The 26,072-nt window shown below is 46.8% G+C and carries 27 protein-coding genes and 3 tRNA genes; 18 read left to right on the top strand and 12 right to left on the bottom strand.

Annotated features, from left to right (window positions below; all coding sequences use genetic code 11):
* Positions 1–39 precede the first annotated feature (39 nt).
* On the bottom strand, positions 40–915 hold the full coding sequence (gene htpX / locus QEO93_RS05780; protein WP_032137184.1) for a protease HtpX: 876 nt from the start codon (positions 913–915) through the stop codon (positions 40–42).
* Positions 916–1,155: 240 nt separating this feature from the next.
* On the opposite strand from htpX, the gene QEO93_RS05775 reads away from it, so the two are divergent.
* The 6 genes from QEO93_RS05775 (at position 1,156) to QEO93_RS05750 (ending at position 4,874) form a co-directional block, all read left to right on the top strand.
* A tRNA-Pro gene (locus tag QEO93_RS05775) sits at positions 1,156–1,233 on the top strand.
* Between the two features lie 33 nt (positions 1,234–1,266).
* Positions 1,267–1,343 (top strand) — tRNA-Arg (locus QEO93_RS05770).
* Positions 1,344–1,351: 8 nt separating this feature from the next.
* A tRNA-His gene (locus QEO93_RS05765) sits at positions 1,352–1,427 on the top strand.
* A 77-nt stretch (positions 1,428–1,504) separates the two neighbouring features.
* Positions 1,505–2,137: an HI_0552 family protein gene (locus tag QEO93_RS05760; RefSeq protein WP_032137284.1), complete on the top strand. Its 633-nt coding sequence runs from the start codon at positions 1,505–1,507 to the stop codon at positions 2,135–2,137.
* Between the two features lie 57 nt (positions 2,138–2,194).
* A complete protein-coding gene (ppk1, locus tag QEO93_RS05755) occupies positions 2,195–4,252 on the top strand; it encodes a polyphosphate kinase 1 (RefSeq protein WP_085815644.1) in 2,058 nt (685 codons plus the stop codon).
* A gap of 76 nt (positions 4,253–4,328) precedes the next feature.
* Positions 4,329–4,874, top strand: a complete 546-nt coding sequence (locus tag QEO93_RS05750) for a nitroreductase family protein (RefSeq protein ID WP_085815739.1) — start codon at positions 4,329–4,331, stop codon at positions 4,872–4,874.
* Between the two features lie 134 nt (positions 4,875–5,008).
* Here the strand turns inward: QEO93_RS05750 and QEO93_RS05745 are convergent, their stop codons facing one another.
* Positions 5,009–5,470, bottom strand: a complete 462-nt coding sequence (locus QEO93_RS05745) for a low molecular weight protein-tyrosine-phosphatase (protein ID WP_032137182.1) — start codon at positions 5,468–5,470, stop codon at positions 5,009–5,011.
* 94 nt (positions 5,471–5,564) lie between these two features.
* On the opposite strand from QEO93_RS05745, the gene QEO93_RS05740 reads away from it, so the two are divergent.
* A complete protein-coding gene (locus QEO93_RS05740; protein WP_085815643.1) occupies positions 5,565–5,879 on the top strand; it encodes a hypothetical protein in 315 nt (104 codons plus the stop codon).
* Between the two features lie 93 nt (positions 5,880–5,972).
* Positions 5,973–6,794 (top strand): 2,3,4,5-tetrahydropyridine-2,6-dicarboxylate N-succinyltransferase, encoded by an 822-nt coding sequence (gene dapD, locus QEO93_RS05735; protein ID WP_085815642.1) that lies wholly within the window; start codon positions 5,973–5,975, stop codon positions 6,792–6,794.
* A gap of 173 nt (positions 6,795–6,967) precedes the next feature.
* On the opposite strand, the gene QEO93_RS05730 is transcribed toward dapD, so the two are convergent.
* Positions 6,968–7,462, bottom strand: a complete 495-nt coding sequence (locus tag QEO93_RS05730; RefSeq protein WP_032137282.1) for a universal stress protein — start codon at positions 7,460–7,462, stop codon at positions 6,968–6,970.
* Positions 7,463–7,696: 234 nt separating this feature from the next.
* Here QEO93_RS05730 and QEO93_RS05725 point away from each other — a divergent pair, with 234 nt between their 5' ends.
* The 7 genes from QEO93_RS05725 to QEO93_RS05695 all read left to right on the top strand — a co-directional run bounded on the left by QEO93_RS05725 (position 7,697) and on the right by QEO93_RS05695 (position 12,704).
* Positions 7,697–8,482, top strand: coding sequence for a tRNA threonylcarbamoyladenosine dehydratase (locus tag QEO93_RS05725; RefSeq protein WP_032137179.1), 786 nt, complete (start codon positions 7,697–7,699; stop codon positions 8,480–8,482).
* A gap of 188 nt (positions 8,483–8,670) precedes the next feature.
* Complete coding sequence (locus QEO93_RS05720) at positions 8,671–8,796, top strand: lipoprotein (protein WP_245190646.1); 126 nt, start codon at positions 8,671–8,673, stop codon at positions 8,794–8,796.
* A gap of 5 nt (positions 8,797–8,801) precedes the next feature.
* Positions 8,802–9,527 carry an endonuclease/exonuclease/phosphatase family protein gene (locus tag QEO93_RS05715; protein WP_032137281.1) on the top strand — a complete coding sequence of 242 codons (726 nt, stop codon included), beginning with the start codon at positions 8,802–8,804 and terminating at the stop codon, positions 9,525–9,527.
* The gene (locus QEO93_RS05710) at positions 9,517–10,485 is read left to right on the top strand and encodes a glycosyltransferase (RefSeq protein WP_157686309.1); all 969 of its coding nucleotides are present in this window, start codon (positions 9,517–9,519) and stop codon (positions 10,483–10,485) included. Before QEO93_RS05715 ends, QEO93_RS05710 begins: the two co-directional genes overlap by 11 nt.
* 56 nt (positions 10,486–10,541) lie before the next feature.
* Positions 10,542–11,918: an MATE family efflux transporter gene (locus QEO93_RS05705; RefSeq protein ID WP_032137279.1), complete on the top strand. Its 1,377-nt coding sequence runs from the start codon at positions 10,542–10,544 to the stop codon at positions 11,916–11,918.
* A gap of 113 nt (positions 11,919–12,031) precedes the next feature.
* Positions 12,032–12,526, top strand: coding sequence for a pertactin-like passenger domain-containing protein (locus QEO93_RS05700; protein WP_143445761.1), 495 nt, complete (start codon positions 12,032–12,034; stop codon positions 12,524–12,526).
* Positions 12,527–12,578: 52 nt separating this feature from the next.
* Entirely contained in the window at positions 12,579–12,704 is a 126-nt protein-coding gene (locus QEO93_RS05695; protein WP_257874979.1) for a hypothetical protein, read from the top strand.
* A gap of 201 nt (positions 12,705–12,905) precedes the next feature.
* On the opposite strand, the gene pssA is transcribed toward QEO93_RS05695, so the two are convergent.
* The 3 genes from pssA to QEO93_RS05680 all read right to left on the bottom strand — a co-directional run bounded on the left by pssA (position 12,906) and on the right by QEO93_RS05680 (position 15,175).
* Positions 12,906–13,775, bottom strand: a complete 870-nt coding sequence (pssA, locus tag QEO93_RS05690) for a CDP-diacylglycerol--serine O-phosphatidyltransferase (RefSeq protein WP_081906931.1) — start codon at positions 13,773–13,775, stop codon at positions 12,906–12,908.
* Positions 13,776–13,898: 123 nt separating this feature from the next.
* The gene (gene dapB, locus QEO93_RS05685) at positions 13,899–14,711 is read right to left on the bottom strand and encodes a 4-hydroxy-tetrahydrodipicolinate reductase (RefSeq protein WP_032137177.1); all 813 of its coding nucleotides are present in this window, start codon (positions 14,709–14,711) and stop codon (positions 13,899–13,901) included.
* 17 nt (positions 14,712–14,728) lie between these two features.
* Positions 14,729–15,175, bottom strand: a complete 447-nt coding sequence (locus tag QEO93_RS05680; RefSeq protein WP_081906930.1) for an outer membrane protein assembly factor BamE — start codon at positions 15,173–15,175, stop codon at positions 14,729–14,731.
* Between the two features lie 138 nt (positions 15,176–15,313).
* On the opposite strand from QEO93_RS05680, the gene fur reads away from it, so the two are divergent.
* Positions 15,314–15,739, top strand: a complete 426-nt coding sequence (fur, locus tag QEO93_RS05675; RefSeq protein ID WP_032137176.1) for a ferric iron uptake transcriptional regulator — start codon at positions 15,314–15,316, stop codon at positions 15,737–15,739.
* A 59-nt stretch (positions 15,740–15,798) separates the two neighbouring features.
* Here the strand turns inward: fur and dnaG are convergent, their stop codons facing one another.
* The 5 genes from dnaG to dnaX form a co-directional block, all read right to left on the bottom strand.
* Positions 15,799–17,559 carry a DNA primase gene (dnaG, locus tag QEO93_RS05670; RefSeq protein WP_032137175.1) on the bottom strand — a complete coding sequence of 587 codons (1,761 nt, stop codon included), beginning with the start codon at positions 17,557–17,559 and terminating at the stop codon, positions 15,799–15,801.
* A 246-nt stretch (positions 17,560–17,805) separates the two neighbouring features.
* Positions 17,806–18,846: a sulfatase-like hydrolase/transferase gene (locus QEO93_RS05665; RefSeq protein ID WP_143445760.1), complete on the bottom strand. Its 1,041-nt coding sequence runs from the start codon at positions 18,844–18,846 to the stop codon at positions 17,806–17,808.
* A gap of 476 nt (positions 18,847–19,322) precedes the next feature.
* A complete protein-coding gene (locus tag QEO93_RS05660) occupies positions 19,323–19,769 on the bottom strand; it encodes an HAD domain-containing protein (RefSeq protein WP_032137172.1) in 447 nt (148 codons plus the stop codon).
* Positions 19,770–19,970: 201 nt separating this feature from the next.
* Positions 19,971–21,002 carry a Holliday junction branch migration DNA helicase RuvB gene (gene ruvB / locus QEO93_RS05655; protein WP_032137171.1) on the bottom strand — a complete coding sequence of 344 codons (1,032 nt, stop codon included), beginning with the start codon at positions 21,000–21,002 and terminating at the stop codon, positions 19,971–19,973.
* A gap of 293 nt (positions 21,003–21,295) precedes the next feature.
* Entirely contained in the window at positions 21,296–23,251 is a 1,956-nt protein-coding gene (dnaX, locus tag QEO93_RS05650) for a DNA polymerase III subunit gamma/tau (protein ID WP_032137170.1), read from the bottom strand.
* A 351-nt stretch (positions 23,252–23,602) separates the two neighbouring features.
* On the opposite strand from dnaX, the gene QEO93_RS05645 reads away from it, so the two are divergent.
* Positions 23,603–23,755 (top strand): hypothetical protein, encoded by a 153-nt coding sequence (locus QEO93_RS05645; RefSeq protein ID WP_081906929.1) that lies wholly within the window; start codon positions 23,603–23,605, stop codon positions 23,753–23,755.
* 86 nt (positions 23,756–23,841) lie between these two features.
* Here the strand turns inward: QEO93_RS05645 and QEO93_RS05640 are convergent, their stop codons facing one another.
* Positions 23,842–24,933, bottom strand: coding sequence for a 5-methyltetrahydropteroyltriglutamate--homocysteine S-methyltransferase (locus tag QEO93_RS05640; RefSeq protein WP_032137169.1), 1,092 nt, complete (start codon positions 24,931–24,933; stop codon positions 23,842–23,844).
* A gap of 171 nt (positions 24,934–25,104) precedes the next feature.
* Here QEO93_RS05640 and QEO93_RS05635 point away from each other — a divergent pair, with 171 nt between their 5' ends.
* The gene (locus tag QEO93_RS05635; protein ID WP_032137168.1) at positions 25,105–26,019 is read left to right on the top strand and encodes a cupin domain-containing protein; all 915 of its coding nucleotides are present in this window, start codon (positions 25,105–25,107) and stop codon (positions 26,017–26,019) included.
* The last annotated feature ends 53 nt before the right edge of the window (positions 26,020–26,072 follow it).

Raw genomic sequence — 26,072 nt, 5'->3', positions numbered from 1 at the left:
CTGAAAATATCTTTCAGGCTGCCTGAATGATTGAAATTATCACATCATTTGTAAACGCGCAATGCGGCTATCTAAACTTGGATGCGTACTCAATAAAGAATCGCGCTCTTCGCTGGCAATGCCCATCGCTGCCATATTGGCTGGCAACTGACTACCTTGACCTTTTAGTCGTTGCAATGCTGCAATCATTTTGGTTGCGCCAACTAATCTTGCAGCGCCAGCGTCTGCGCGATATTCACGCTGACGGCTGAACCACATCACAATAATACTGGCAAGGAAACCGAACACCATTTGCAAGACCGTGTAAACCAAGAAATATGTGCCGCTATTGCTTGTATTCTCAGTTTGTTCACCATTTTCATCATGTTGCGGAGAGAGACCTTGCGCCACCATGCCTGCAATGATTTTCGATAGAAACACCACAAATGTGTTTACAACGCCTTGAATTAACGTGAGTGTAACCATATCACCATTGCCAATATGCGCCATTTCGTGCGCCAAAACGGCTTCCACTTCATCACGTGTCATGCTGCGCAATAAGCCTGTGCTGACTGCGACTAAAGAACTGTTTTTTGTTGCGCCTGTTGCAAAAGCGTTGGGTTCAGGCGAATCATAAATCGCAATTTCAGGCATATCAAAGCCCCATTGGTGCGCTTGGCTTTCAATCGTACCAACCAACCACGCTTCAATTTCATTTTGAGGTTGCGTAATCACTTCCGCATCCACCGAAGCCTTCGCCATGGTTTTAGACATTAGCAAAGAAATAATTGAGCCTGTAAAACCGACAACAGCCGCCGAAGCCAAAACCTTACCCATGCCGCCATTTGCGTGGTTCAAGCCCAGAAAATTCATCAAAATACTGATAACCAGCAGCACCGCCATATTGGTAGCGAGAAAAAGAAAAATGCGTTTCATAATGATTGTGTTCCAATTTTGAAATTATTGTGCGGATTATCGCAAGAAAATCAATAAAAAAATGTGCAATAATAGAAAATATGTGCAAAGAGATGTTGTTGAGTTGAGAAAAGAGAATAAAAGCAGCCTGAAAAAATATTTCATTAAATTTCAGCTATCTAGTTTTCAGGCTGTAAAAAAATAAAATAAACGATTGACTGAAACTAAAGTAATCTCTATAATTCAAATCTTTCAAGACGTCGGGGCGTAGCGCAGCCCGGTTAGCGCATCTGCTTTGGGAGCAGAGGGTCGTGAGTTCGAATCCCACCGCCCCGACCATTTTGAAAATACAGATTATTCGACCGACAGTATGCACCCGTAGCTCAACTGGATAGAGCACCGACCTTCTAAGTCGGGGGTTACAGGTTCGATTCCTGTCGGGTGTGCCAGTTTTATGGTGGCTATAGCTCAGTTGGTAGAGCCCCGGATTGTGATTCCGGTTGTCGTGGGTTCGAGCCCCATTAGCCACCCCAAAATGAAAACCGCATTAGTTTTTACTAATGCGGTTTTTTCACATATTCATCACGCAGCCTGAAAGAACACTATTATGATACTCACCCCAGCTCATTGCGATTTATTCAACCGCCCATTTTTCCAATTCTCACAACTCAAAAAATATGCACCCGAAACCATTACGCAACTCAAAGAAGACTACAAAAGCGCATGGCAAGACTGGCAAGCCATCATCAAACAAGTTTCCGGCAATCTTGCACAAGAAAATCCCCAATTCGCCGCGCCACATATTGAACGCTGGTGCAATGGCTGGCAAGTTCGCGCCCACTTTTTCGCCTACTTCAAATACGAGCAACACCACAATGACGCAGCCATTTTATCAGTGCTACTCAATCGCCGCCGACTTACTGTTTCGCTGGATTGGCATTGCTACAAAGCCGACCGCTCCACCATTGCCCTGCAACAATACAACCAATGGACAGACAACCTAAACCGCCAACAATACGCCGATTTTGACATATGGCAGGGCAGCGAAGACGAATACGCAGATTATCAAACCTTAAAAATGCAGCCTGAAAACACATTCGTCCCACAAAATGCCGAAGATTTTTACTGCATAGGCAAACATTTAGAGCGCGACACAATCCAACAATACGACAGCGCAGAATGGATAACCAAACAAATTCAAGCACTCACACCCTTATACGAACAATGTTTTCAGGCAGCCTGAAAAATCCCAAAAGCGCGTTATAATCACACATCATTCCCATAGAAAAAGGACAACGCCATGCCACAATCCAACCGAATTTTGTGTCGAGAACTCAGCCTGTTAGCTTTTAACCGCCGCGTACTCGCCCAAGCACAAGACAAACGCGTTCCCCTGCTCGAACGCTTACGTTTCGTGTGCATCGTCTCTTCCAATTTAGACGAATTTTTTGAAGTGCGCATGGCACATCTCAAACGCAAACAGCGCACGCGTCCCAACCACATACTCGATTCAGGGCTCACCCCCAGCGAAACCATCTCCCGAGTGAGCGAAGAAGCCCAAAAACTCATTACCGAACAATATGCCATATTAAACAAAACCTTGCTGCCCGAATTAGAAGCGCAAGGCATCGTTTTCTATCGCCGCAGCACATGGAGCAACGTTCAACGCGAATGGATTGAAGACTACTTCAACCGCGAACTGCTGCCCATTCTCACCCCAATTGGCTTAGACGCATCGCACCCATTCCCAAGACTGCTCAACAAATCACTCAACTTTGTCGTAGAGCTAGACGGCAAAGACGCATTCGGACGCGCCTCAGGCATGGCGATTGTGCAAGCACCGCGCATTTTGCCACGCGCCATCAAATTGCCCGAAGAAATCTGCAACGGCAAAAGCGGCTTCGTCTTCCTATCGTCCATTCTGCACGAATACGTTTACAAACTCTTCCGCGGCATGACCGTCAAAGGCTGCCACCAATTCCGTCTCACACGCGATAGCGCACTCACAGTCGATGAAGACGATTTGAGCAACCTACGCACTGCCGTTCAAAACGAATTGCGCGACCGCGATTATGGCGACGGCGTGCGCCTAGAAGTTGCCGATAGTTGCCCCAACCACATCAGTGAATTTTTGCTCGCCCAATTTCAATTAACCCGCAGCGAACTCTATCAAGTTCACGGACCTGTGAATTTAGTACGACTCAATTCCGTCCCTGATATGCTCGACCGCAAAGATTTGAAAGACAAACCCTACGCGCCGCAATACCCTAAACCGCTCCGCAAAATCCGTTGCATTTTGGACGAAATTGCCAAGCAAGACATTTTGCTGCACCACCCGTACCAATCTTTTGAACCCGTCGTCCGCTTTATCCGCGATGCTGCACGCGACCCCGATGTTGTCGCGATTAAAATGACGATTTACCGCACAGGCAGCAATTCCGAGCTGGTTCGCGCACTTATGGCGGCATCGTTGGCAGGCAAACAAGTAACCGTAGTCATGGAACTGATGGCGCGTTTTGACGAAGCCAACAACGTGAACTGGGCAAAACAGCTTGAAGAAGCAGGCGCACACGTGGTTTATGGCGTGTTTGGCTACAAAGTTCACGCCAAAATGGCATTGGTTATCCGCCGCGAATCAGACAGCCTGAAAGCCTACGCGCATTTAGGCACGGGCAACTATCATCAAGGCACTTCACGTATTTACACCGATTTCGGTTTGTTCACCGCAAACGAAGCGATGACGCGCGATGTGAACACTTTGTTCATGGAAATCACAGGTTTAGGTCAAGCCAACAAGTTGAAAAAACTGTATCAAAGCCCGTTCACGTTGCACAAAATGGTGCTGGACAATATTCAGCGCGAAACGGAAAATGCCAAAGCAGGCAAACCTGCCAAAATCATCGCCAAAATGAATTCGCTGGTTGAACCGCAAGTGATTGAAGCCTTGTACGCAGCTAGCGCGGCAGGTGTGCAGATTGATTTGATTGTGCGTGGCATGTGTGCGTTGCGTCCGCAAGTGGCTGGTTTATCAGAGAATATTCGCGTGCGCTCCATCATTGGGCGGTTGCTGGAGCATTCCCGCGTTTATTATTTTTATAACGATGGCGCAGAAAATGTGTTCATCGCCAGCGCGGATTGGATGGGACGCAATTTCTTCAGCCGAATTGAAGTGTGCACCCCGATTGAAACAGGCAGCCTGAAAAAATGTGTGATTCGTGAGGGTTTAACGCTGGCGTTGGCGGACAATATCCGCGCTTGGGAAATGCACGGCGATGGCACTTACACGCGGATTACGCCGAAGAAAGATGAAGAAGAAATTGGTTTGCAGGAAACGCTTTTGGCGGAATATGCAGCCTGAAAACACAGTTAATCAATTTTCAGGCTGCAAATATAATCGCAGCCTGAAAAATCACTTTTTAAAACAAGGAAACTTTATGGACATTTTAGAATTATTAACCACACGCCGTTCATGCAAAACATTGTCTGCGCCTGCGCCTGATGAATTGCAATTAGACACGATTTTTCAGGCTGCAACACAAGTGCCTGACCACGGCGATTTGAAACCGTGGCGTTTTGTCGCCATTCAAAGCGAAGAAGGTATGCAGCGTTTTCAGGCTGCGTTGCGTGAAACGGCGATTACTTTAAACATGGGCGAAAAAACACTGCAAAAAGCGGAACGTATCGGTAAATTTGCGCCGCTTGTGATTGGCGTGATTGCCAGTCCAAAAGAGGGTAAACCCGAATGGGAACAACATATGAGCGCGGCTTGTGCAGCGTATGCGATTCAGTTGGCAGCGAAAGCGCAAGGCTTTGATAATGTGTGGATTACGGGCTTGTGGACAAACGCGCCTGTTTTGCAACGTGAATTTGAATGCACGGAAAAAGAGAAAATCATTGGTTTGATTATGATTGGCACGGCAGAAAATGCGTCTGATGAGCCGAAGAATTGGGACGTGAGTGAGTTTGTTACTAACTGGTAAACAATAAGTTTCAGGCTGCGTTTCAGAGATAAAATGCAGCCTGAAAGTTTATTTGGGAAGATTTCTTAAACATGGAGCGTTGGCGAGCCGCCAACGCTCCACTTTTTGTCGTGTATTAAAAAGTAGCCTGAAAATTACATTTCACCTGTTGCCAATCGCTCAACCAAAATATCGCAGCATTGGGTGAGAATATCTTTGGTTTCTTTAAAATTACCTGTGTACCATGGGTCTGGAACATGGTCGTAGGCGGCAGGTTGGGGCAGCAAGTCTGTGATTTTGAAAATTTGTTTGGGGTGTTTGCCGAACAGTTTTTCAACATCGCGTAGGTTGTTGCTGTCCATCACAATCAAGTAATCGTAAGTTTGCAGCGCATCGCTGGGGACTTTGCTGCTGACGAAATCATTTGAGGCGATGCCCATGCCGTCTAATATGTCGGCGGTGCCGCAGTGCATGGCTTCACCATCGTGCCAGCCGCTGGTGCCTGCGCTGTCTGATTGGACGTTTAAACCGCGTTCTTGGGCTTTTTGGCGGAAGATGTATTCTGCCATGGGGGAACGGCAGATGTTGCCGAGGCAAATGAAGAGGATTTTTTTCATAACTGGGTCTTTCTGTGTTTTTTTAAGTTGTTACATAATGAAATTATATTTTCAGGCAGCCTGAAATTTATTTCAACTTTTATGGAGGTGTATCATGAGTGTGATTGGTGGTTTCATTGCGTTGAATGTGGTGGAAAAAGACGGCGGTGTTTTTCCGATTATGGTGGCTGGGCAAGAATTTCAGCTAGAAGAGGGCGGCGAGTTTGTTCAAAACGAACACGGCGAATGGTTAGGTGGTTCGTTGCACATTGCGTTTTTTAGTGAGTTTGATTTGATGTTGCACGTGGAAACGAAAGGGCAAGAGGTGGTTCACTATCAATTCGGGGTGCGTTTGAAGAATCCTGATGTGCTGCGTGTAGACGTGGTTCAGGACAATTTGGACACAAGCGGTTTATTGCCGAGAGAATAAATTTTCAGGCTGCGTTTTAGGGATAAAACGCAGCCTGAAAATGTTTTTTGATATACAATCATTGTTTTTTCAACCGACAAAACAGGATAAATCATGTCTTTGCAACAAATCATTGAAGCGGCATTTGAAGACCGCGCAAACATCACACCAACAACTGTAACCCCTGAAGTGAAAGCAGCCGTTTTGGAAACCATGCGTCAGTTAGACAACGGCACTTTGCGCGTGGCAGAACGCGAAAGCGTTGGCAAATGGAAAGTGAACGAGTGGGCGAAAAAAGCCGTATTGTTGTCGTTCCGCATTCAAGACAACGTGAAACAATCAGACGGCGTGAACCAATATTTTGACAAAGTGCCAACCAAATTCGCTGACTGGACGGAAGAAAACTTCCGCGATGCAGGTTTCCGCGCTGTGCCAGGTGCGATTGCTCGCTACGGTAGCTTTGTCGCTAAAAATGCCGTGTTGATGCCATCTTATGTGAACATCGGTGCGTATGTGGACGAAGGCACGATGGTGGACACTTGGGTAACCGTTGGCTCTTGTGCACAAATCGGTAAAAACGTGCATTTGAGCGGCGGCGTGGGCATTGGCGGCGTGTTAGAGCCATTGCAAGCTGCGCCAACAATCATTGAAGACAACTGCTTCATCGGTGCGCGTTCTGAAATCGTGGAAGGCGTGATTGTGGAAGAAGGCTCTGTGATTTCTATGGGCGTGTTCATCGGTCAATCAACCAAAATTTTAGACCGCGAAACTGGCGAAATTTTCTACGGTCGCGTACCTGCTGGCTCTGTGGTGGTTTCAGGCAGCATGCCGAGCAAAGACGGTTCGCACAGCTTGTATTGCGCTGTTATCGTGAAAAAAGTGGACGCGAAAACACGTGCAAAAACCAGCGTGAACGAATTGTTGCGCGGTGTGTAAACAAAATTGATGAAAAGGGCAAGGCGTTGGTCTTGCCCTTTTTTTGAAAGGTGCAAAATGAAAAAAACGGTATTTTTGCTGACTTTATTGCTGACGAATGGTGCATTTGCCAAAGAAACCCAAATAAAAATGCAGCCTGAAAACCCATTTTCAGGCTGCATTCTTCAAATCACTTATTCGCCAGCAACAGCTTCATCTTCATCATCTTCTTCACGATACACGCTGCGAATCACCAGCAAAGGCAAATGGCTTTGGCGCATCACCGTTTCCGCAAAGCTACCCATCAGCAAGTGCATCAAACCTGTGCGACCATGCGTACCAATCACAATCAAATCCGCGCCATGGCTATCCGCATAATCCACCAAACCTTGCGCCATTTCTTTCGCGCCTTTAGCTGCCACCAGCAGATGCATATTCACTTCTTTCACGCCAGCCGCTTTTGCTGCCACGCCAGCTTCAGCCAAAACTTCATTACCGCTAGCAATTGCTGCAGCTTCATAGCTTTCATGTTGCAAAAACTCAGGCGCAAGCGTCATATATTCGCTTGGGTTGGCAACGGTTACCAAAGTCAGTTTAGCATCGCCAGCAATCGCCAAACTAGCGGCGTGTTGCAAAGCGTTTAAAGAAGTGTTACTACCATCAACAGCGACTACGATATGTTTGTACATAATGCGCTCCTTACCAGAACGGGTTGAGAAATAGATTGAAATTGCAAATTTAAAATTTGTTTGCAAAGGTTTACTTTGTGCTTGAAGTATAATCCAACTCAAATCATTTTTCAGCAAATTTTTTAGGTTTCAGGCTGCATTTAACATTTAACAAAAATGGAGCGTCGGCGGCTCGCCGACAATCTCACAAACAGCAAATAAACGCAGCCTGAAACCCCATACACAAGGATTAACATGACATCATCAACAGAATACAACCGCCGCTTCGGAGGTATTGCCCGACTATACGGCGAACACGGATTACAAGCCCTGCAAAAAGCCCACGTTTGCGTGGTGGGTGTGGGCGGTGTTGGTTCGTGGGCGGTGGAAGCACTGGCGCGAAGTGGCGTGGGCGAACTCACGCTGATTGATTTGGATAACATCGCTGTTTCCAATGTAAACAGACAGTTACACGCGCTAACCTCCGATTTTGGCAAACCCAAAGTAACCGCGTTGCGCGAGCGAATTGCCGAAATCAACCCCGATTGCGTCGTGCATGAGATAGAAGATTTTGTTGATGAAGACAACTTGGCAGAGATTTTCAGGCTGCCTTTTGATTTTGTGATTGACGCGATTGACCAAGTGCGTGTGAAAGTTGCCATGGTGGCGCATTTTGTTCGCAAAAAACAAGCGTTTATTATGAGCGGCGGCGCAGGTGGACAGCGCAATCCAGCCTTGATTGAATTGGCGGATTTGAGCGAAACCACGCACGACCCGTTATTGTCTAATCTGCGTTACACCTTGCGCAAGAAACACGGTTTTGCGCGAACAGGCAAAATGCGCGTGCCGTGCGTGTATTCGCGTGAACAGATTACGCCGCCGCAAATTCAGGCTGCGTGTGATGTGGATAACGCCGCACCGCAAGGATTATCGTGTGCAGGGTATGGTGCGAGTATGCTGGTAACAGCCAGTTTTGGTTTGCATTGTGCGACCGCCGCGATTGAGCATATTGTGAAACAGGCGAATAAAAAAGCAGCCTGAAAACGGTAGGGTGTGCCACGCGCACCACTTCACCATTTTTCAGGCTGCAATTTGCATTGAAATTGCTTTGAGATTGGGCAAAATGTTACCGTAAACGTAGGGTGTGCCACACGGACCGTTTTTTAAAAAAATACACTTTCAGGCTGCATTCACACACAAAATGCAGCCTGAAAACAGGAATAATCAACATGAAAAAACTATTTTTTATCGCCACATTCTGCGCCATTCTTTCAGGCTGCGCGAACACCCACGCAGCCATCAACGCCAACAATAGCGGCGTATCAGGTGCAATCGGTTCAGGCTGGCGTTGGTAAGCAAAATGCGTATTTTGAGCTACAACATTCAGGCTGCGATTGCGTCGGACAGTTATTTTAGCTACGTTTCGCGCTTGCACCGCCAAGTGATGCCCAGTCCTGCCAAAGCGCAAGTATTGGCAAATATTGCGAAATATATCAGCGATTTTGATGTGGTTTGCCTGCAAGAAATCGATTTGGGCGGCTTTCGCAACGGCTTTCAAAACCAAGTGCAACAGCTTTTGGCACAAACACCATTTTCACACCATATTTGTCAGACCAACCGCGTGGTGGGTAAATTATCCGTTCACGGCAATTTGATTTTGAGTAAATTGCCGTTACGCGAAGTGGTGAATGAGCCGTTGCCGTCCAAAATCAAAGGGCGCGGAATGTTGGCGGCGCAGGTGCAAACGCCAAACGGCGATTTTGTGGTGGCGAATGTGCATTTGAGTTTGGGCGCGGTAGACCAGTTTCATCAAATGCGGTTTATTCGGCAGAAATTGGCGGATTTTGACAATGTGTGCGTGATGGGCGATTTTAATTGTCCGCCCGAAGCAGAACAGCTTTGTTTGCTGACGGATTATGATTACACGCGTTTGAGCGATGGTTTGCCAACGTATCCAAGTTGGAAACCGCAGCGCACGCTTGACCATATTTTTGTGAAAGGCAGACTGAAAGGTCGTTGCCAAGTGAGCCAATTTACGGCTTCCGACCATTTGCCTGTTATTTTGGAGATTGATGATGCAGCCTGAAATTAGTTTTGTTATTCCTGTTTACAATGTGGAACGTTATTTGGCGAAGTGTTTAGAAAGTGTGCTGGCGGTGCCTGTTCACAAGGAAATTATTATTGTGGACGATGGTTCTACGGATAATTCGGCAGAAATTGCGCGTGAATTTTTCAGGCTGCATTCTGAAGTGATTTTTTTGCAGCAACATAATTGTGGCGTTTCGGCGGCGCGAAATCGTGGCTTGAGCGTAGCGCGCGGGCGTTATGTGCAGTTTGTGGACAGCGATGATTATTTGCTGGGGCAACATCAATATCCTTCACTGATTGCGTTTTCTGATAGCAAAAAAGTGGACGTGGTGAAAACGTTGATAACCAGCGTGAGTCTTGAAGGTATGCCTTATATGACGATGTTGCCACTGACGCATTTTGCTTTATCGCAAGATGGCTTTTTTTGTTCAGGGCAGCAGTATTTGATTGCGCTGCTGGCAAATTGGTTTCCATCTGTTTGGAATGGTTTATTCCGCACGGAATATCTGCGTGAGCATGATATTGGGTTTGAGGAATCCATCAGCAATAGTGAAGACGGGATTTTTATGGTGGACGTGCTGACGCGTAGTCCTGAAGTGCTGGTGTTGGAATGCAAATTGGTAGGGTATGCGTATTGTCATCATGCGGGCAGTGCTTCTACTACGGTGAACGATTTGAAGGCGTTTGTTTCGCGTTGTGAAGCGGCAAAAATTTTGGGACAACGGGCAGCGGCGTTGGCAGAAAGAGATAAGCAGCCTGAAAATGTGAAATGGGTGGGGTATTATCAAGCGTTGTCTGAATTGGTCAATATGACGATGTTGGTGGAATATTCGGATATTTACGACCGTTGTTATGTGCATTTGAATGATGAGCAAAAGGCGGCTGTGCGGCATTATTTTTCTGATGAGGTGATGGCGAAGTTGCTGCCTATTCGGAAAACGCCGATGATTTTGTGATTTGTGTGGCAGCCTGAAAAATGTTTTTCAGGCTGCGATTATTTGAGAGGAATATGATGATTTTTGATTTAAACCGCTATTCTTGGAAAGATTGGCGACATGAAATGCGTGAGTTGTTAAGTTTGGCTTTGCCGATGATGATTGGACAAGTGGCGACGCTGGCGATTGGGGTGGCGGATACGGTGATGTCGGGTCGCGCGAGTAAGGCGGACTTGGCGGCGGTGGGCTTGGGCAGTTCGGTGTTTTCTACGGTGTTTATCACGCTGTTGGGTGTGATGGCGGCGTTGAACCCGATTATTGCGCAGTTGCATGGTTCGGGCAAAAAAGGGGAAGTGGGCGAATGCGGTCGGCAAGGACTTTGGTTTGGCTTGATTTGGGGCGTGGTGGGCGCGGCTTTGCTGGGCGTGTTGATTGAGCCAATGAAGAATTATTTGCAGCTTGATGATTATGTGAAGCAGCAATTGGGCGATTATTTGTTTTATGTGGCGTTGGGTATGCCTGCGGCGTTGCTTTATCGGGCGTTGCATGCGTATGCAAGCAGCCTGAATCAGCCTAAACCGATTATGTGGATTAGTTGGGCGGCGTTGTTGCTGAATATTCCGTTGAATTATGTGTTTATTTATGGGGAACTGGGTTTTCCAAAATTGGGCGGTTCGGGTACGGGTGTGGCGACTGCGGTGGTGTATTGGTTTAGTTTGGCTGCGCTGTGGTGGCATATTGCGCGTTCGCCGAAGTTTGGTGAATTTGGTTTGTTTGAGCGATTTAGTCGCCCTGATTTTGCGGCGTTGAAATCGTTTTGGCATTTGGGCTGGGTGATTGGGTTTTCTTACTTTTTGGAAGTGAGTTTGTTTAGCTTTATTGTGTGGCTGATTGCGCCTTTGGGGGCGAATTTTGTGGCGGCGCAGCAGGTGGTGATGAGCATTAGTGGCACGATTTATATGATTCCGCAGGCGGTGGGTGCGGCTGCGACGGTGCGTGTGGGTTATGCGATTGGGCGTCGGCAGTTTGCGCGTTCGCGTTATATTTCGGGCGTGGCTTTGGTGGTTGGGTGGCTGCTTTCTGTGGGGACGGTGCTGTTTATGGCGTTTGGGCGATTTGATTTGGTGGGGGCTTATACGAGTGATGTGGACGTGGCGAAATTGGCGGTGGTGTTGATGTTGTTTTCGGCGGCTTATCAGGTGGTGGACTTCACGCAAACGATTGCTTCTTATGCGCTGCGTGGCTATAAATTGACGCGTGTGCCGATGTGTATTCATGCGGTGGCGTTTTGGTTGTTGGGGTTGCTACCAGGGTATGTGTTGGCGTATCCGTTTGGTATGGGCATTTATGGCTTTTGGACGGCGTTGATTGTGTCGCTAACGGCGGCTGCGGTGGCGTTGGTTTGGTATTTGGAGAAGAGTAGTTTGTTGGCGAAAATTAATCGTGGATTGTGATGTGAAAAGCAGCCTGAAAAGTATTTTTCAGGCTGCTTTTTTTGAGTGTTGTATTTTTGTTAAATTTGTTAAGTTTTTGGTTGGATTTGATTACGTTTTGTAAAAATGGGTGTATGCTTGACTTTGTTTATTTAACAAAAACTGCAGCATCTGATGATAGTGATGAATATAAGCAAGTATATGAAAAAGCAAAAGAATTGTATGTTCAACGCCTAAAAGAACAAAATGAAGTAAATACTTATCATGCTGCTCATACTGCTTTCAACGGCGTTCTAGGCGAAACTAACACCAGCAAACCTAACGGTTCTCATAATTTGGTGGTGGAAAATAGCGGCAAAGAAGTGGTCAATGCACGTTTATCTTTGTTGAAATTGGAAAATGCTACGCAAACCAGCAATGACCTTAGCGTGAAGTTGAACAACGGCAAAGATGTGGATTTAGGTACTTATCGTTATACCTTATTAAACGAGAATAATGATTACCGACTATACAATCCAAAAGCAGAGGAGCAAATCAAAGAGGAAGAAGCCAAACGACAAGAAGAGGCTAAAAAAGCTGAAGAAGCCCACAAACGAGAAGAAGCCGTCAAAGCCGAACAGGCTCGATAAATTCAACCGCAACGCATACTTTCAATTAACGCAAAAATTCAACCGACAATTTATGCACGAATTGGGCTTTGGCATTTACTCAGGCGGCTGGCGTAACACGCTGTATGGCGGTTACAGCACAGGCAGCGAATCCGCTAAAAAACGCTTTGGCGGTTTCAAAACAGAGTATCAATGGTAAAACTGTAGCATGAAAAAACAGCCGTTATTCATCAAAGAATAACGGCTGTTTTATAGTTGATGTTAATACAAGGCGACAACGCCTGCCGTGTGCATTTAGCACATAAGGGCGTTGGCAACGCTGTATTAAAAGATAAGGGCATTAACTATATGTTTTCAGGCTGCGATAAAGATTAAATACCGTAGAATGGGCTTCAGCCCATCAAATCTCTTTTCGGGCTGCATTCGCCCCATATTTCTTCCAAGCCCACATCACATAGCCAGACAAGCTGTATCCCAAAAAGAACACAAACAAAACCAATGCAGGTTGCAAAATCAAGAACACAAACAGCAACATCAAGCCAATCATGCCAGCAAATGAAACGCGGCGGCGCAAGTTGAATTCCTTGAAGCTCCAAAACGGAATTTGCACCACCATAGATAAGCCAGCAAACAAGGTCAGCAACAACACCCAAACGCTCGCTTCATCAAACACGCCGTCAAAGCTGCGGTCTAGCCAAATCATGCCGACCATTAACGCGGCAGCAGACGGACTTGGCACACCGATAAACCATTTTTTGTCCACTTTACCAATCAGCGTGTTAAACAATGCTAAACGCAAAGCGGCACACGCGCAGTAAATAAACGCCACGCAATAGCCCAGTTTGCCGAAGTTATAAAGCTGCCAGTTATACACAATCAACGCAGGCGCAACACCAAAGCTGACCATATCCGCCAAACTGTCCAACTGTTCGCCAAATGCGCTTTGGCTGTTGGTTAACCGTGCTACACGACCGTCGCAGCCGTCCAAAATCATGGACAAACACACGGCAATCGCTGCGCTTTCAAAGCGTCCGTGCATGGATTGCGTAATCGCATAAAATGCGGAAAACAGTGCGGCAATCGTGAACGAGTTGGGCAGCAAATAAATGCTGTTTTGGCGGATTAACTGGCGTTTGGTGAGCTGTTTGGTTTGGGCTAATTTCTCACATTCTTTGATTAGCTCTTCACATTCCGTATCGTCTAGATTTTCATCAACCAAATTGTTTTCAGGCTGCGTGATTTCAGGTTCTTCAATGGGTTTGTTTTCCATTTTATTCTCCTTAGATTTTCAGGCTGCGATATAGATTTGTAGGTCGGATTCTTGAATCCAACATTCGCTATTTTTGTCGGATACGAGTATCTGACCTACATTCATGCAGCCTGAAAAATATGATTAACGGTTTTTTAAGCCCAACACGTCTTGCATGTCAAACAAACCTTTATCTTGGCTGCGCAACCAAACGGCAGCACGAACCGCACCTGCGGCAAACGTCATGCGGCTGCTGGCTTTGTGCGTGATTTCCACACGCTCGCCCTCAGTGGCAAACATCGCTGTGTGTTCGCCCACAATATCACCTGCGCGAACAGTCGCGAAACCGATGGTTTGTGCTTCAGGTGCGCCCGTGTGTCCTTCGCGACCATAAACCGCGCATTCTTTCAAATCGCGTCCCAACGCATTGGCAATCACTTCGCCCATACGCAACGCTGTGCCGCTTGGCGCATCGACTTTATGACGGTGGTGCGCTTCCAAAATTTCAATGTCGTAGCCTTCGTTCAGCACACGCGCAACGGTGTCCAAAATATGGAACGTCAAGTTCACGCCCAAGCTGTAATTTGCGGCAAACACGATACCGATTTTTTCAGCCGCAGCCTGAATCGCCGCTTTGCCGTCCGCGTCAAAACCTGTTGTACCGATAATCATCTTCACGCCTTTTTCTGCGCATTTGGCAATCAATGGCAAAGACACGTTGGCGCGTGTGAAGTCAATCATCAAATCTGCGTTTGCCAACACAGCGTCCACGTCTGCACTAATTGCCACGCCTGTTTTTACGCCCACTGCGTAACCAGCGTCCAAGCCCAAAGCGTTCGATTCAGCGTGTTCCAACGCGCCGACTAATACGGTGTTTGGGTTGGCTGCTACGGCTTGCACCAAAGTTTTGCCCATGCGACCGTTTGCGCCTGCAATGGCTACTTTTAATTGTGTCATGATGAAATCCTTGTGAATTATTGTTGAACTGGAGTCAATACCGTTTCAGGCTGCATTTGTGCTGGTGTACTGGCAGCTTGTGGCGTGTAAAGTGATGATTGAGCAGGCTCTTTGCCTTGCATTTGTTGGCGAGCTGCTTCCAATGCGTCGCCTTCCACGCTGCTTACAACGTCGCCATTAAAATGCACGGTTAGAGAAGTTTTCTGTTTGATTTTGCCGCCGCGCACAATTTCGTAAACATAATCCCAACGGTTTTCACGGAATACGGATTTAAGCAGTGGCGTACCCAATTCTAGGGCGACTTGTTGGCGTGTCATGCCTGGCTGGATAGACAAAACGGGTTGCGGGTCAAATGGCACGCCTTGCACCACGTCTAATTTGTAGTAGGGCAGTTTGTCTACTAAAACGGGGGTGCAAGCGTTTAATCCAACTAAGATGCTTGCGGCTAAAAGTAATGGTTTCAAGATGCTGCCTTTCGCGTAAATATCAGATAAAAATAAAGATACCACCAAAAAAGTTTATTGAAAACTTTTATTATTTAGACCAGTGGAAAAGTGCTATTATATACGCAATCTGTGTTCATCAATATCAATAGGAAAATCATGAAAAATATTTCGCAATTAAAAGACAATGGTTTGAAGGTTACGGGCCCGCGCCTGAAAATTTTGGATTTGTTTGAGCAACATGCTGATGAGCATTTGAGCGCGGAAGATGTGTATCGGATTTTGTTGGACGAGGGCATTGAAATTGGCGTGGCAACGATTTATCGCGTGCTGACGCAATTTGAACAGGCAGACATTTTGTTGCGCCACCATTTTGAAACGGGCAAGGCGGTTTATGAGCTGAACAAGGGCGGTCATCACGACCATTTGGTGTGTGTGAAATGCGGCTTGGTGTCTGAGTTTCATAATGAAGAGATTGAGAAGTTGCAAGACAAAATTGCAGCAGAAAATGGTTATCGTGTGGTAGACCATGCGCTGTATATGTATGGCGTGTGTGGGAAATGCCAGAAGAAAGAAAAACGTTGATTTAGTGATAAAAAAGCAGCCTGAAAAAGTTTTCAGGCTGCTTTTTTTCAGGCTGTATTTCACTTCATTGTCAGCAACATCATCAACAAGCGTTTTTCATCGGCGGTTAAATCGCTGCCTTTTTGCCGCAAAATTTGCACTTGTTCACGCGCTGCATCGCGCATTAAACGAGAAACGCCGTCTTGAAACTCGGTGCGCTTTTCTTCGCTGCAATCTTCCAATTCTTCATTGTTCAAACTGTGCAAGAAAATGTGTTCAATCGTGTGGGCAAATGGGCTATCGCGGAAATGTTCCATGGCTTGCGCAGCGGTGAATGTGGGGTGTGCGCGATACACGTCTGCCAGCGCAATCAGGCAGGCAAAATCGCCGTGCGCGGGCAAGTAATCAGGAAACACGACAAACTGCGCCCATTCGGGATTAAGCAGCAGCGTGCGAATTTGTTTTTGCACCAGTGTGGTGCTTTCAGGCTGCCTGAAACTTTCGCGCGGCAAACGGTAATTTTTCGCGCTAACGTGGCGTTGTGGTGCAGCTTGTCCCATTAAATGCGCGAGATTGGCTGGGTCAATCCCAACGAGTTCGCTGAGTTTTTGCTTGAGCAAAAAGGCGAGCGTGGGTGCGGTAATCTGTGCCAATAATGGCGTGGCGCGTTTGACGAGTTCGGCTTTGCTTTCTTGTGTGTTCAACTCTAAATCGGCTGTGAGCGCGTCCCAAAAGTATTGCGATAGGGGTTTGCTTTCGTGCAGCAGGGCTTGTTCAAATTGGTCTTTGCTGTATTGGCGGATGTAGCTGTCGGGGTCGTGTTCTGCTGGCAAAAAGAGAAAGTGTAGGGCTTTGTCGTCTTTGAGCTGCGGTAGGGCGTTTTCTAATGCTCTCCACGCGGCTTTTTTGCCTGCGCTGTCGCCGTCAAAACAGAAATAGATGCTGTCGGTTTGGCGCATGAGTAGTTTGACGTGTTCGGCGGTGGTGGCTGTGCCAAGCGCGGCGACGGCGTATCCAATGCCGAATTGGGCGAGCGCAACCACGTCCATATAACCTTCTACGACTAAAATTCGTCCTGCGTCTTTAACGGCGGCGCGGGCTTCCCATAATCCGTAGAGGTTTTTGCTTTTGTCAAACAAGGGTGTGTCGGGGGAGTTGAGGTATTTGGGTTTGCTGTCGTCTAATACGCGTCCGCCAAAGCCGATGATGTTGCCTGAAATGTTGCGAATGGGGAACATGAGGCGGTGGCGGAAGCGGTCGTATTGCTTGCCTTCGTTGTCTAACACCATGCCGCTGGTGATGAGTTCGGCGGTGGGATAGGGTTGGAAAACTTGGGCGAGCGGTGTCCAGCCTTCGGGTGCGTAGCCAATGCCGTAGTGGGCGATGATTTCGGGGGATAAGCCGCGTTTGTTGGCGTAGGCTTGGGCTTGGGCGTGGATTTTGAGTTGCGCGGCGTAATAGCTTGCGGCGGTTTGGACGGTGCTTTCTAGGGTTTGTTGTTGCTGTTTGCGGCGTGTGCGTTCTTCGGGGTTGTCATTCAGGCTGCCTTTGGTGCGTGGCACGGTCATGCCAACGCGGTCGGCGAGTTGTTGCACGGCTTCGGGAAAGGTTAAGCCTTGGTGTTCCATGATGAAGCCGATGGCTGAGCCGTGTGCGCCGCAACTGAAGCAGTGATAAAACTGTTTGCTGGGACTGACGGAGAAACTGGGGGTTTTTTCTTTGTGAAACGGGCAGCATGCCATGTAGTTTGCGCCGCCTTTTTTGAGTGGGACGTATTGGTCAATCACGTCTACGATGTCGGTTTTGGCTAGGAGTTCGTCTATGAAGTCGTGGGGTATCATGGTTTTTCAGGCTGCGTTTTTTTGGGGGAATAGGATTATAAATAGATTTAGGCAGCCTGAAAATTCAGGCTGCCATTTTTTGACACATTATGCACGGTTTAGGTGGATAGAGTGTGTGAATGGGGTGTGGATAACTGGGGTAATAGGTTGTTTTGTTATGGTTATTTTGTTTTTGCTTAAAATTTGTGCAGTTTTTTTAAACTTTCAGGCTGCTTGAGATTTGTCAAGCAGCCTGAAAGGGTTTTTTTATGGAATTATGTAGTGATACCAAGTAACGTGTCCCATGTTAAACACTTCTGCTGCTTTGTCTTGCTGGGCAAAAGGTGGCATATGGTCGCCTGCAATCACCACTTCTACACCTTTCATTTCTGGGCGGGTGTTGATGTCGGCAATTTGGTCGAGTAGTTGGGCTTGGAGTTGTAAATTGTGGCAGGCTTCTTCGGTTAGGGAAGGGTAGCGCGCGCAGTCAAAACGATGATTGATAATATCGGTTGTTTGGTAAGGGTAATGCCCGTTCAATGTCATCCAATAGAAGAATAATTTATCGTGTTGTGCAAATGCGCGGGTGATTTCTGGGGTTAATTCATAATCACATGCGCCGTCAAAAAGTGAGCATTGTTTATATTTGCTTAATTGGTCTACAAATAAAGTTTTTTGAAAACCTGCTTTTGGGTACCAATATAAACGCCCATAAATTGCGCTGTCTGCGTTGTGCATACCAATGGTGGTTAAACCTTTTTGTGCATATTGGTTAGGCAAACAGCTGGCATATTGTGATTTTGGTGCACGTGTGATTTGAATAGAGCTGATTTTGACGTGGCACACTTCGCGCATTTCACCTTCTACGGTTGAACTATCCACAGGCATATGTCCTGTGCTGAAGGATTTGATTTTACCTTCGGCTGCTTGCTTGTGGAGTAGTTTAGCAATGTCTTTTTGCAATACTTCATCTTTGGTTGAGCCTAATGATTCGGCTGTTATCATTAAGATTCGGTTTTGCTGTGGATTAAGTTGTGCGGAGGCAGGTTTAATTGGGTATGGGGTAAAAGTTGGGATTTCTGAATATTCTTTTTGTAGAGCCGCTTCGTGAGTCCATAATGCATTTGCTTGGCTTTTGCTATACACATATTTTGATTTATCTGCTAATGGGAGGTTATTCAAAGTTAATGTGGTGATTAAGCCTAAGGTAAACACCGCGATTAAACTTTCGCTTGTGCTTCGTTTGGTGATTTTTATGATAACAAAAGGCAGCACAATCAAATACACCACAAAAATAGCGGATAGCATGATATAAGTAGTGGGTGCAGTCGGTAAAAATGGGAGTAAATATAAGACACTTTCTAGATTTAAAAATGGGAAAATTTGCTGGATAAACTGAAAGCTGTCAATACTGCTGCTTAAAATAAGGCAAGCTACTGTAATGATAAAAATAGGTTTTTTGGGAAATTTTAACCAAATGGCTAGCAGTAGTAACAGCCAGCAATAATCCATATTTAGGATAGGTCTGGTTGTTCCTGTGTAAGAAGCGACTGCTAGAAAAATTATATTCGGCAACACTAAAATGCAGAGTGCTGCAATGATTGCTGGTGCATGGAGTGATTTTTTGGAAAAGAAACGAGAAAGCATAAAAGTAACCTTCAATAAAAATAAATCTGTATATGTAGCCTGAAAATACACACAGGCTGTGTTTTGCTACAAGGATAATATGTGGATAAGTTGATAAACTATTTGTTTTAAAATGTAAATTTTACTATGCTTAAAAATTAAGCAGTCTGAAAATCATTAATCAACTGCGCCAATTTAGGCAAATCCTGCAGCGTTAAACCTGTGTGTGGCTTACACAAATAAACGCGGTCTAAATGGCGACTGAAATAGCTGCGAACATCATCAAGCGCAATCCACGGCTCGGCTTCGCGCTGCGTGTCGTGCAGGTATTGCAAAATTTCTTGTTCGCGTGAACCGATGCGCGTGGTGGCGACATCTTCGGGTGTTTTGCCGATGATTCTGGCGGCGATGTCGGGTGAAAAGGGCTGGCGCAAAGCGTGCAAATCGCGCCCGTATCGCCATGTGGACGAAATCACGAATTGTATATTGGCGTTTTCAGGCTGCCTGAAAAATTGCTCAAATATGGGGATTTGGCTGTATAACTGTTTGGTATTGAAGGAATAGGCGGAATGGAGTACGCCGTCAAAGTCTAGGAATAGGAGCATGGATAAATCCTTTTTCAGGTTGCGTGAATTTGATGGAGAGTCGGTGAGCCGCTGACGCTCCAGTTTTTCGCTGTGTATAAAACGCAGCCTGAAAATACACACAGTTTGTGTTTTACACAGGGATAATCTGTGGATAAGCAGTTTATTTATTTGTTTCAGAAATGGTTTTTCAGGTTGCTTAAAATATAGGCAGTCTAAAAACTATTCAGGCTGATTCAGTCCAAAATGTTCAAACGCACTTGCCGTCGCCATGCGTCCGCGTGGTGTGCGCTGCAAAAAACCTTGTTGAATCAAATACGGTTCAATCACATCTTCAATCGTGTCCGTGCTTTCGCCAATCGCGGCAGCTACGTTATCCAAACCCACAGGCCCGCCTGAAAATTTCTGCAACACGGCTTCCAAAAATTTCCTGTCCATCATGTCCAAGCCAATTTTATCCACATCAAGCATCGACAGCGCGGCATCGGCAATTTCTGCGCCAATGCTGCCTGAATGTTTCACATCGGCATAATCGCGCACGCGGCGTAATAAACGGTTGGCAATGCGCGGCGTGCCACGACTTCTTTGCGCTACTTCCCACGCGCCGTTCTCGTCCAAATCCATGTTCAGTAATTGCGCGGAACGGCGGACGATGGTTGCCAAATCTTGCGTTTCGTAAAATTCCAAACGGGCAACGATGCCGAAACGGTCGCGCAAGGGATTGGTGAGCATGCCTGCGCGTGTGGTCGCGCCAATTAGGGTGAACGGCGGCAAATCAATTTTGACGCTGCGGGCGGCTGGACCTTCGCCAATCATAATATCAAGCTGATAATCTTCCATGGCGGGGTACAAAATTTCTTCCACGACGGGGCTAAGGCGATGAATTTCATCAATAAATAACACGTCATGCGGTTCAAGATTGGTGAGCAACGCCGCCAAATCGCCTGCGCGTTCCAGCACTGGCCCTGAGGTTTGGCGCAAATTCACGCCGAGTTCTCGCGCGACAATATTGGCGAGCGTGGTTTTGCCCAAGCCTGGCGGGCCAAACAGCAAAGTGTGGTCGAGTGCTTCGCTGCGCTTTTTGGCTGCCTGAATAAAAATGCCTAGCTGCTCTTTGGCTTTGTGTTGCCCGATGTATTCGTCCAAAAATTTGGGACGCAAGGCGCGTTCCAGTTGCTCTTCTTGGCTAGACTGGGTTTGCGGTGCGATGATACGAGTGGGCGCGGCGGCGGTGAGGTTGTCGGTTTGTAACATAGTATTTCAATTCGTTATTTTGTAGTCTGAAAACTTTTGTAAACGCGCTGTAGAGTGGGTTTTACCCAGACCCGACAAGTTCTTTTGTGGGGTGTGTGAACTTGTTCACGCACCATTTTAAAAGTCGCTAAAGCTTGTTTGGTGCGTGCGTACCGTACACCCCCTACAACAAGTATTAAAATTTACCGATTTTTAAAACTTGTCAGATCTGGAGGTTTTACCCACCAAAATGGCTATTTCCATGGTGAGTAGAACCACCCTACGAGGTATTGTAAAGTTTTTCAGGCTGCATTTTATTTTTTCAAAACCAAGCTGTTATCCAAAAATTTTGCGCCAAACATTTGCTGCAAATCTTGCACGGCTTTATCCGCTTGCAATGCTTGTCGCGCTTGTTCACGGCGTTCTAGCTGAATGCGCTCGCGGTGCATGGCAGGCGTTTCCCAGCCTTTGTTCGGCTCAAAACTGCACGTTTGAATGTGAACGGGCGTGTTATATGCTTGAGTGAGCGCGTGGGCGATGCGGTCAAAATAGGTTTTTTGCAACGTGTCGCGCGTGGTGTGGGCGTAGTCAATCGCCAAATGCAGCACGCCATCGGCAAAATCGATCCACGCCATGTGATTCAGCGACATCTGCGCGGCAGACACTTGTGCGCCAATTCTGCGCGTAATCGTTGCCCAGTTGGCGGCGGTAAATTCGGGCATGGGTTCGCTTGGGTCAATCGCTTCTTCTTCGATTGGCTCGGGTTCGTTTTCAGGCTGCGGTTCGGGCGTGTATGGCTCGGGCGGCAGGTCGTCAAACGGGGGATAATCGTATTCGGGATACGGGGCGTAGTCGGGTTTGGGCTGCCATTCGTTGGGTTCGCTGCCTGAAAAGGGTTGCGCAGGGGTTTCAGGCTGCGTTTCTACTTTTTCGCTGATGTTTTCAGGCTGCGTTTGCTGTGGCGACTCGGTTACAGATGTGTTCCATGGCGGCGAATCTTCGCTGTTTTGTGGTTCGATGGTTTCAGGCTGCGATTGTTCTACAATTTTTTCAGGCTGCGAAACAGGCTCAACCGCTTTTTCAGGCTGCATTTTCAGGCTGCCTGATTCAGCCATTTTTTTTTCCACAGGATTGTGCAGCTGCGTCCCTTCAATTGTGCTATCCACAGGCGTATTTTTCGCAGCAAACGGCGCAAATGCCAACATCCGCAGCAACGTCATCACAAAACCAGCGTATTCATCAGGCGCAAGAGGCAAATCCTGCTTTCCGTGAATAACACATTGATAATACAACTGAATTTGTTCATCACTAAAATATTGCGCCAACAGCAACAAACGCTCACGTTCAGGGTCGTCCGCCGCAATCGCACTCGGCACGGTTTTCAGCAACGCCAAACGCTGCAACAGCATCGCCAAATCATTTAACGCGCTATCAAAACCAATCGCATTCGCCGCCATTTCCTGCGCTTTCGCAATCAAACTTTCGCCGTCTTGCTCCATCAAAAACGTCAGCAATTCATACAGATAACGCTTATCCACTGCGCCAATCATGTGGCGGACATCAACTTCTTTCACGCTGCCTGAACCCATTGCAATCGCTTGGTCAAGCAAACTCAACGCATCGCGCATCGAACCATTCGCCGCCCGTCCCAGCAAGGTCAAAGCGGCAGGCTCAAACACAATCTGCTCCGTTTTCAAAACGTGCGCCAAGTGGTCGGCAACCTGCTGCGTGGTCATATTCCGCAAAACAAATTGCAAACAACGACTTAGTACCGTAATCGGCACTTTATGTGGGTCGGTGGTCGCCAAAATAAATTTAACGTGTTCGGGCGGTTCTTCCAGCGTTTTCAGCATCGCATTAAACGCCGATTTTGACAGCATATGCACTTCGTCAATAATATAAACCTTGTATTTTCCGACAGTTGGCGCGTATTGCGCGTTTTCCAACACTTCGCGGATATTATCAATGCCCGTGTTACTCGCCGCGTCAATTTCCAGCAAATCCACAAATCGCCCCGCGTCAATATCACGGCAGGATTGGCACACACCGCACGGTTCGCCGTGGGTTGCGTTTTCGCAGTTTAGGCTTTTCGCCAAAATCCGCGCAATCGTGGTTTTGCCTACGCCGCGTGTGCCTGTGAGCAAGTAGGCATGGTGCAATCGCCCTTTGTCTAGCGCGTTTTGCAAGGCTTTGACAACGTGTTGTTGTCCGACTAAATCGGCGAAGGTTTTGGGTCGCCATTTTCGGGCGAGAACTTGGTATGCTGCCATTTGGGTATCTTTAGGTAAATTTATCAATGCAGCCTGAAAACATTTTCAGGCGTAAAATGGGCTTATTTTAGCACGTTTAACTAGTTGAAATCTTTGTAAAGTGCTTTTCTATTTTGGGATAAATATCTAGTAGAACCAAGGGTGAAGACGTTTTACTTGGTATGAAATATGCTTGATAACGAGTACATCTATAACAATTAAGTAGTACTCTAGGAGTTTCAAAATGAAAAAATTATATTTAGCGACCGTATTAATGGCGGCCCAGTCGTGGGCATTGGCTGATAGCAGCGTGCAAGTGGGCGTTTTCCAAAATCAGAAAATGCACAACAACAGAAAGCAAGAGCGGCTTTAGTGGGCGTGGAAACGCAAATTACTACGCAAAAATTGAAAGATGGCGCAACTTTATACCGTGTGCATACGCCTTCTACTTCTAAGAATCGTGCGCAGGAAATGCAAAATCGCTTGCATTCTCGCAATGTTGATGCAATTGTGATTAGTAAATAACCCATAAAAAAAGCAGCCTGAAAACGGATTTTGTTTTCAGGCTGCTTTTTTGTTTGACTAAATTTGTCAGGTGCTAATATTCTAAATCAGTTTTCGCCCCAAACTTCTTTGGCGATTTCTTCCACCAAGCGAACTTTTGCCCATTGTTCGGCATCAGTCATAATGTTGCCTTCCTCAGTAGAGGCGAAACCGCATTGTGGGCTTAATGCCAACTGGTCTAACGGTACGATTTTAGCGGCTTCTGCAATACGTGCTTTCACAGCTTCTTTGTCTTCCAATTCTGGGAATTTTGATGTTACCAAACCCAATACAATGCGACCTTTGTGTGGATTGTTGTTAAAGTATTTCAATGGCTCAAAACCGCCTGCGCGTTCGGTGTCGTATTCCAAGAAGTAGCCGTCATACGTGGTTTGTCCGAACAATTCTGGGGCTACTGGGTCGTATGCGCCTGATAACAAATAGCTTGATTTGTAATTACCACGGCAAACGTGTGTGGTAATCGTTAAATCGGCTGGTTTGTCTGCCAAAATCGCTTGGATATTTTCCAAGGCGAATTTTTTGTTTTCTTCAAAGTCTGGTTTATCGTGGTTGTTGCACAATGTACCCCAGTAAACGTCGTCGATTTGCAAGTAGCGGCAGCCTGCGTCGTAGAATGCTTTAATCGCGTCTTTGTACGCTTGGCGCACGTCTTCGCAATAGGCTTGTTTGTTTTCATACACGCCTGTGTCCCAGATGAGTGGGTACATCAATTGGTTAGGGCTTGGAATGGTGTATTTTACTGTACCGCGGTCGCCAACGATTTCTGCTAAGGCTTTGTAGTGCGCGATGAATGGGTGATTTTCGTTCCAAGACACTTTGCCGCAGCAGCGTGTGTTGTATTTGCGAACTTCTGTGCCTTTGAATGCGTAGGCTTGTTCTGGAATGAAGCCTTCAATGCCGTTTAGGTTTTCCAAAAAGTCGATGTGCCACCATGAACGGCGGAATTCGCCGTCTGTCAGCACGCTGATACCTGCGTCTAATTGGGCTTGCACGAGTTTGGCGATTTCTTGGTCTTCTACTTGAGTGAGTTGTTCTCGGCTGATTTTGCCGTCTGCGAAATCAGCACGCGCTTGTTTTAATTCTGGTGTGCGTAAGTAGCTACCTACGGTGTCGGCGCGGCGTGGGAATGTTTGTGTCATGATGTGTTCCTTTGGTTGATTGAATGGATAGGGTTATATTACGTTTTTTGACGATTACCGACAAATGTTAAATTTTGTTGATGCACATGAATTGGTTTCATGTTTGTGAATATTGCGAAAGAATCTCTTTAGGTTATCATGCAGCCTGAAAACACGCACAAGGGAAAATAAATGGATATTCTGGATAAATTGATTGAATGGGCGCAGATTCGCGGATGTGTAGACATTCATTGTCGCTTTCAAGGCAAATGGTTTGTGCGACATGAAACGCGCAAAAAACAGGCATTGGTGCATATTGTTACCAGTGGTTCAGGCTGGCTGAAAGTGGACGGCGAGCCACAAGCGCGTCAATTAAAAGCGGGCGATGTGCTGTTTTTCCCGCGACTGGCAGCGCATACGTTGAGTAGTGAAACGGGTTGTGATAATACGCAAGACACGCCGTTGTCCACGCAACAAGGCGCGTTTACGCTGAAGCACATCGGCAATAAACAAGCGGATTTAACGCTGTTTTGTGCGCGATTTGAATACAACAAACATGCAGATTTATTGACAGGGCTGCCTGAAACGGTGTGTTTATCGATGCAGCAAACGGTATTAGAGCCGTTGGTGCAAATGCTGCAAAACGAGGCAGAGCAGGGCGGGCAAGGTTCAGCTTCTGTGATTGATGCGCTGTCTAATGTGTTGCTGGTGTCGATGATGCGCGCGTATTTATCGCAGCCTGAAACGGAGCAAAATTTAAATGGCGTGCTGCAGGGTCTGCAAGACAAGCGGTTGCGCGGCTTGATTCAAGTGGTGCTGGATGCGCCTGAGCAACCGTGGGCTGTTGAAAAGATGGTTGCGTTGGCGAATGTGTCGCGGGCGCAATTAATGCGATTGTTTAAGCAGCACGTGGGCATGAGTCCGCATGCGTTTGTGAACCATATTCGCGTGCAAAAAGCGGCGATGTTGCTCCGCAAAACACAGGACAGTATTTTGAAAATTGCGCTGGATTCTGGTTTTCAGTCGGAAACACATTTCGGGAAAATTTTTAAGAAACAGTATGAGATGACACCTGGGCAGTATCGGAAACAGGAAAACGCAGCCTAGAACTTTAAAACACGCTACAATCCTCGTTCCTCAACCTTTCTATCTGATTGAAA

The sequence above is a fragment of the Kingella negevensis genome, from assembly GCF_030177895.1.
GTDB classification, from domain to species: Bacteria; Pseudomonadota; Gammaproteobacteria; order Burkholderiales; family Neisseriaceae; genus Kingella_C; species Kingella_C negevensis.
This window is presented reverse-complemented; position numbering and strand designations above follow the sequence as displayed.

Coding starts and splice junctions, on each gene's coding strand:
- htpX (WP_032137184.1), bottom strand. CDS start 915: ATGAAACGCATTTTTCTTTTTCTCGCTACCAATATGGCGGTGCTGCTG.
- ppk1 (WP_085815644.1), top strand. CDS start 2,195: ATGCCACAATCCAACCGAATTTTGTGTCGAGAACTCAGCCTGTTAGCT.
- QEO93_RS05750 (WP_085815739.1), top strand. CDS start 4,329: ATGGACATTTTAGAATTATTAACCACACGCCGTTCATGCAAAACATTG.
- QEO93_RS05745 (WP_032137182.1), bottom strand. CDS start 5,470: ATGAAAAAAATCCTCTTCATTTGCCTCGGCAACATCTGCCGTTCCCCC.
- QEO93_RS05740 (WP_085815643.1), top strand. CDS start 5,565: ATGAGTGTGATTGGTGGTTTCATTGCGTTGAATGTGGTGGAAAAAGAC.
- dapD (WP_085815642.1), top strand. CDS start 5,973: ATGTCTTTGCAACAAATCATTGAAGCGGCATTTGAAGACCGCGCAAAC.
- QEO93_RS05730 (WP_032137282.1), bottom strand. CDS start 7,462: ATGTACAAACATATCGTAGTCGCTGTTGATGGTAGTAACACTTCTTTA.
- QEO93_RS05725 (WP_032137179.1), top strand. CDS start 7,697: ATGACATCATCAACAGAATACAACCGCCGCTTCGGAGGTATTGCCCGA.
- QEO93_RS05720 (WP_245190646.1), top strand. CDS start 8,671: ATGAAAAAACTATTTTTTATCGCCACATTCTGCGCCATTCTTTCAGGC.
- QEO93_RS05715 (WP_032137281.1), top strand. CDS start 8,802: ATGCGTATTTTGAGCTACAACATTCAGGCTGCGATTGCGTCGGACAGT.
- QEO93_RS05710 (WP_157686309.1), top strand. CDS start 9,517: ATGCAGCCTGAAATTAGTTTTGTTATTCCTGTTTACAATGTGGAACGT.
- QEO93_RS05705 (WP_032137279.1), top strand. CDS start 10,542: ATGATTTTTGATTTAAACCGCTATTCTTGGAAAGATTGGCGACATGAA.
- QEO93_RS05700 (WP_143445761.1), top strand. CDS start 12,032: ATGCTTGACTTTGTTTATTTAACAAAAACTGCAGCATCTGATGATAGT.
- QEO93_RS05695 (WP_257874979.1), top strand. CDS start 12,579: ATGCACGAATTGGGCTTTGGCATTTACTCAGGCGGCTGGCGTAACACG.
- pssA (WP_081906931.1), bottom strand. CDS start 13,775: ATGGAAAACAAACCCATTGAAGAACCTGAAATCACGCAGCCTGAAAAC.
- dapB (WP_032137177.1), bottom strand. CDS start 14,711: ATGACACAATTAAAAGTAGCCATTGCAGGCGCAAACGGTCGCATGGGC.
- fur (WP_032137176.1), top strand. CDS start 15,314: ATGAAAAATATTTCGCAATTAAAAGACAATGGTTTGAAGGTTACGGGC.
- dnaG (WP_032137175.1), bottom strand. CDS start 17,559: ATGATACCCCACGACTTCATAGACGAACTCCTAGCCAAAACCGACATC.
- QEO93_RS05665 (WP_143445760.1), bottom strand. CDS start 18,846: ATGCTATCCGCTATTTTTGTGGTGTATTTGATTGTGCTGCCTTTTGTT.
- QEO93_RS05660 (WP_032137172.1), bottom strand. CDS start 19,769: ATGCTCCTATTCCTAGACTTTGACGGCGTACTCCATTCCGCCTATTCC.
- ruvB (WP_032137171.1), bottom strand. CDS start 21,002: ATGTTACAAACCGACAACCTCACCGCCGCCGCGCCCACTCGTATCATC.
- dnaX (WP_032137170.1), bottom strand. CDS start 23,251: ATGGCAGCATACCAAGTTCTCGCCCGAAAATGGCGACCCAAAACCTTC.
- QEO93_RS05640 (WP_032137169.1), bottom strand. CDS start 24,933: ATGACACAAACATTCCCACGCCGCGCCGACACCGTAGGTAGCTACTTA.
- QEO93_RS05635 (WP_032137168.1), top strand. CDS start 25,105: ATGGATATTCTGGATAAATTGATTGAATGGGCGCAGATTCGCGGATGT.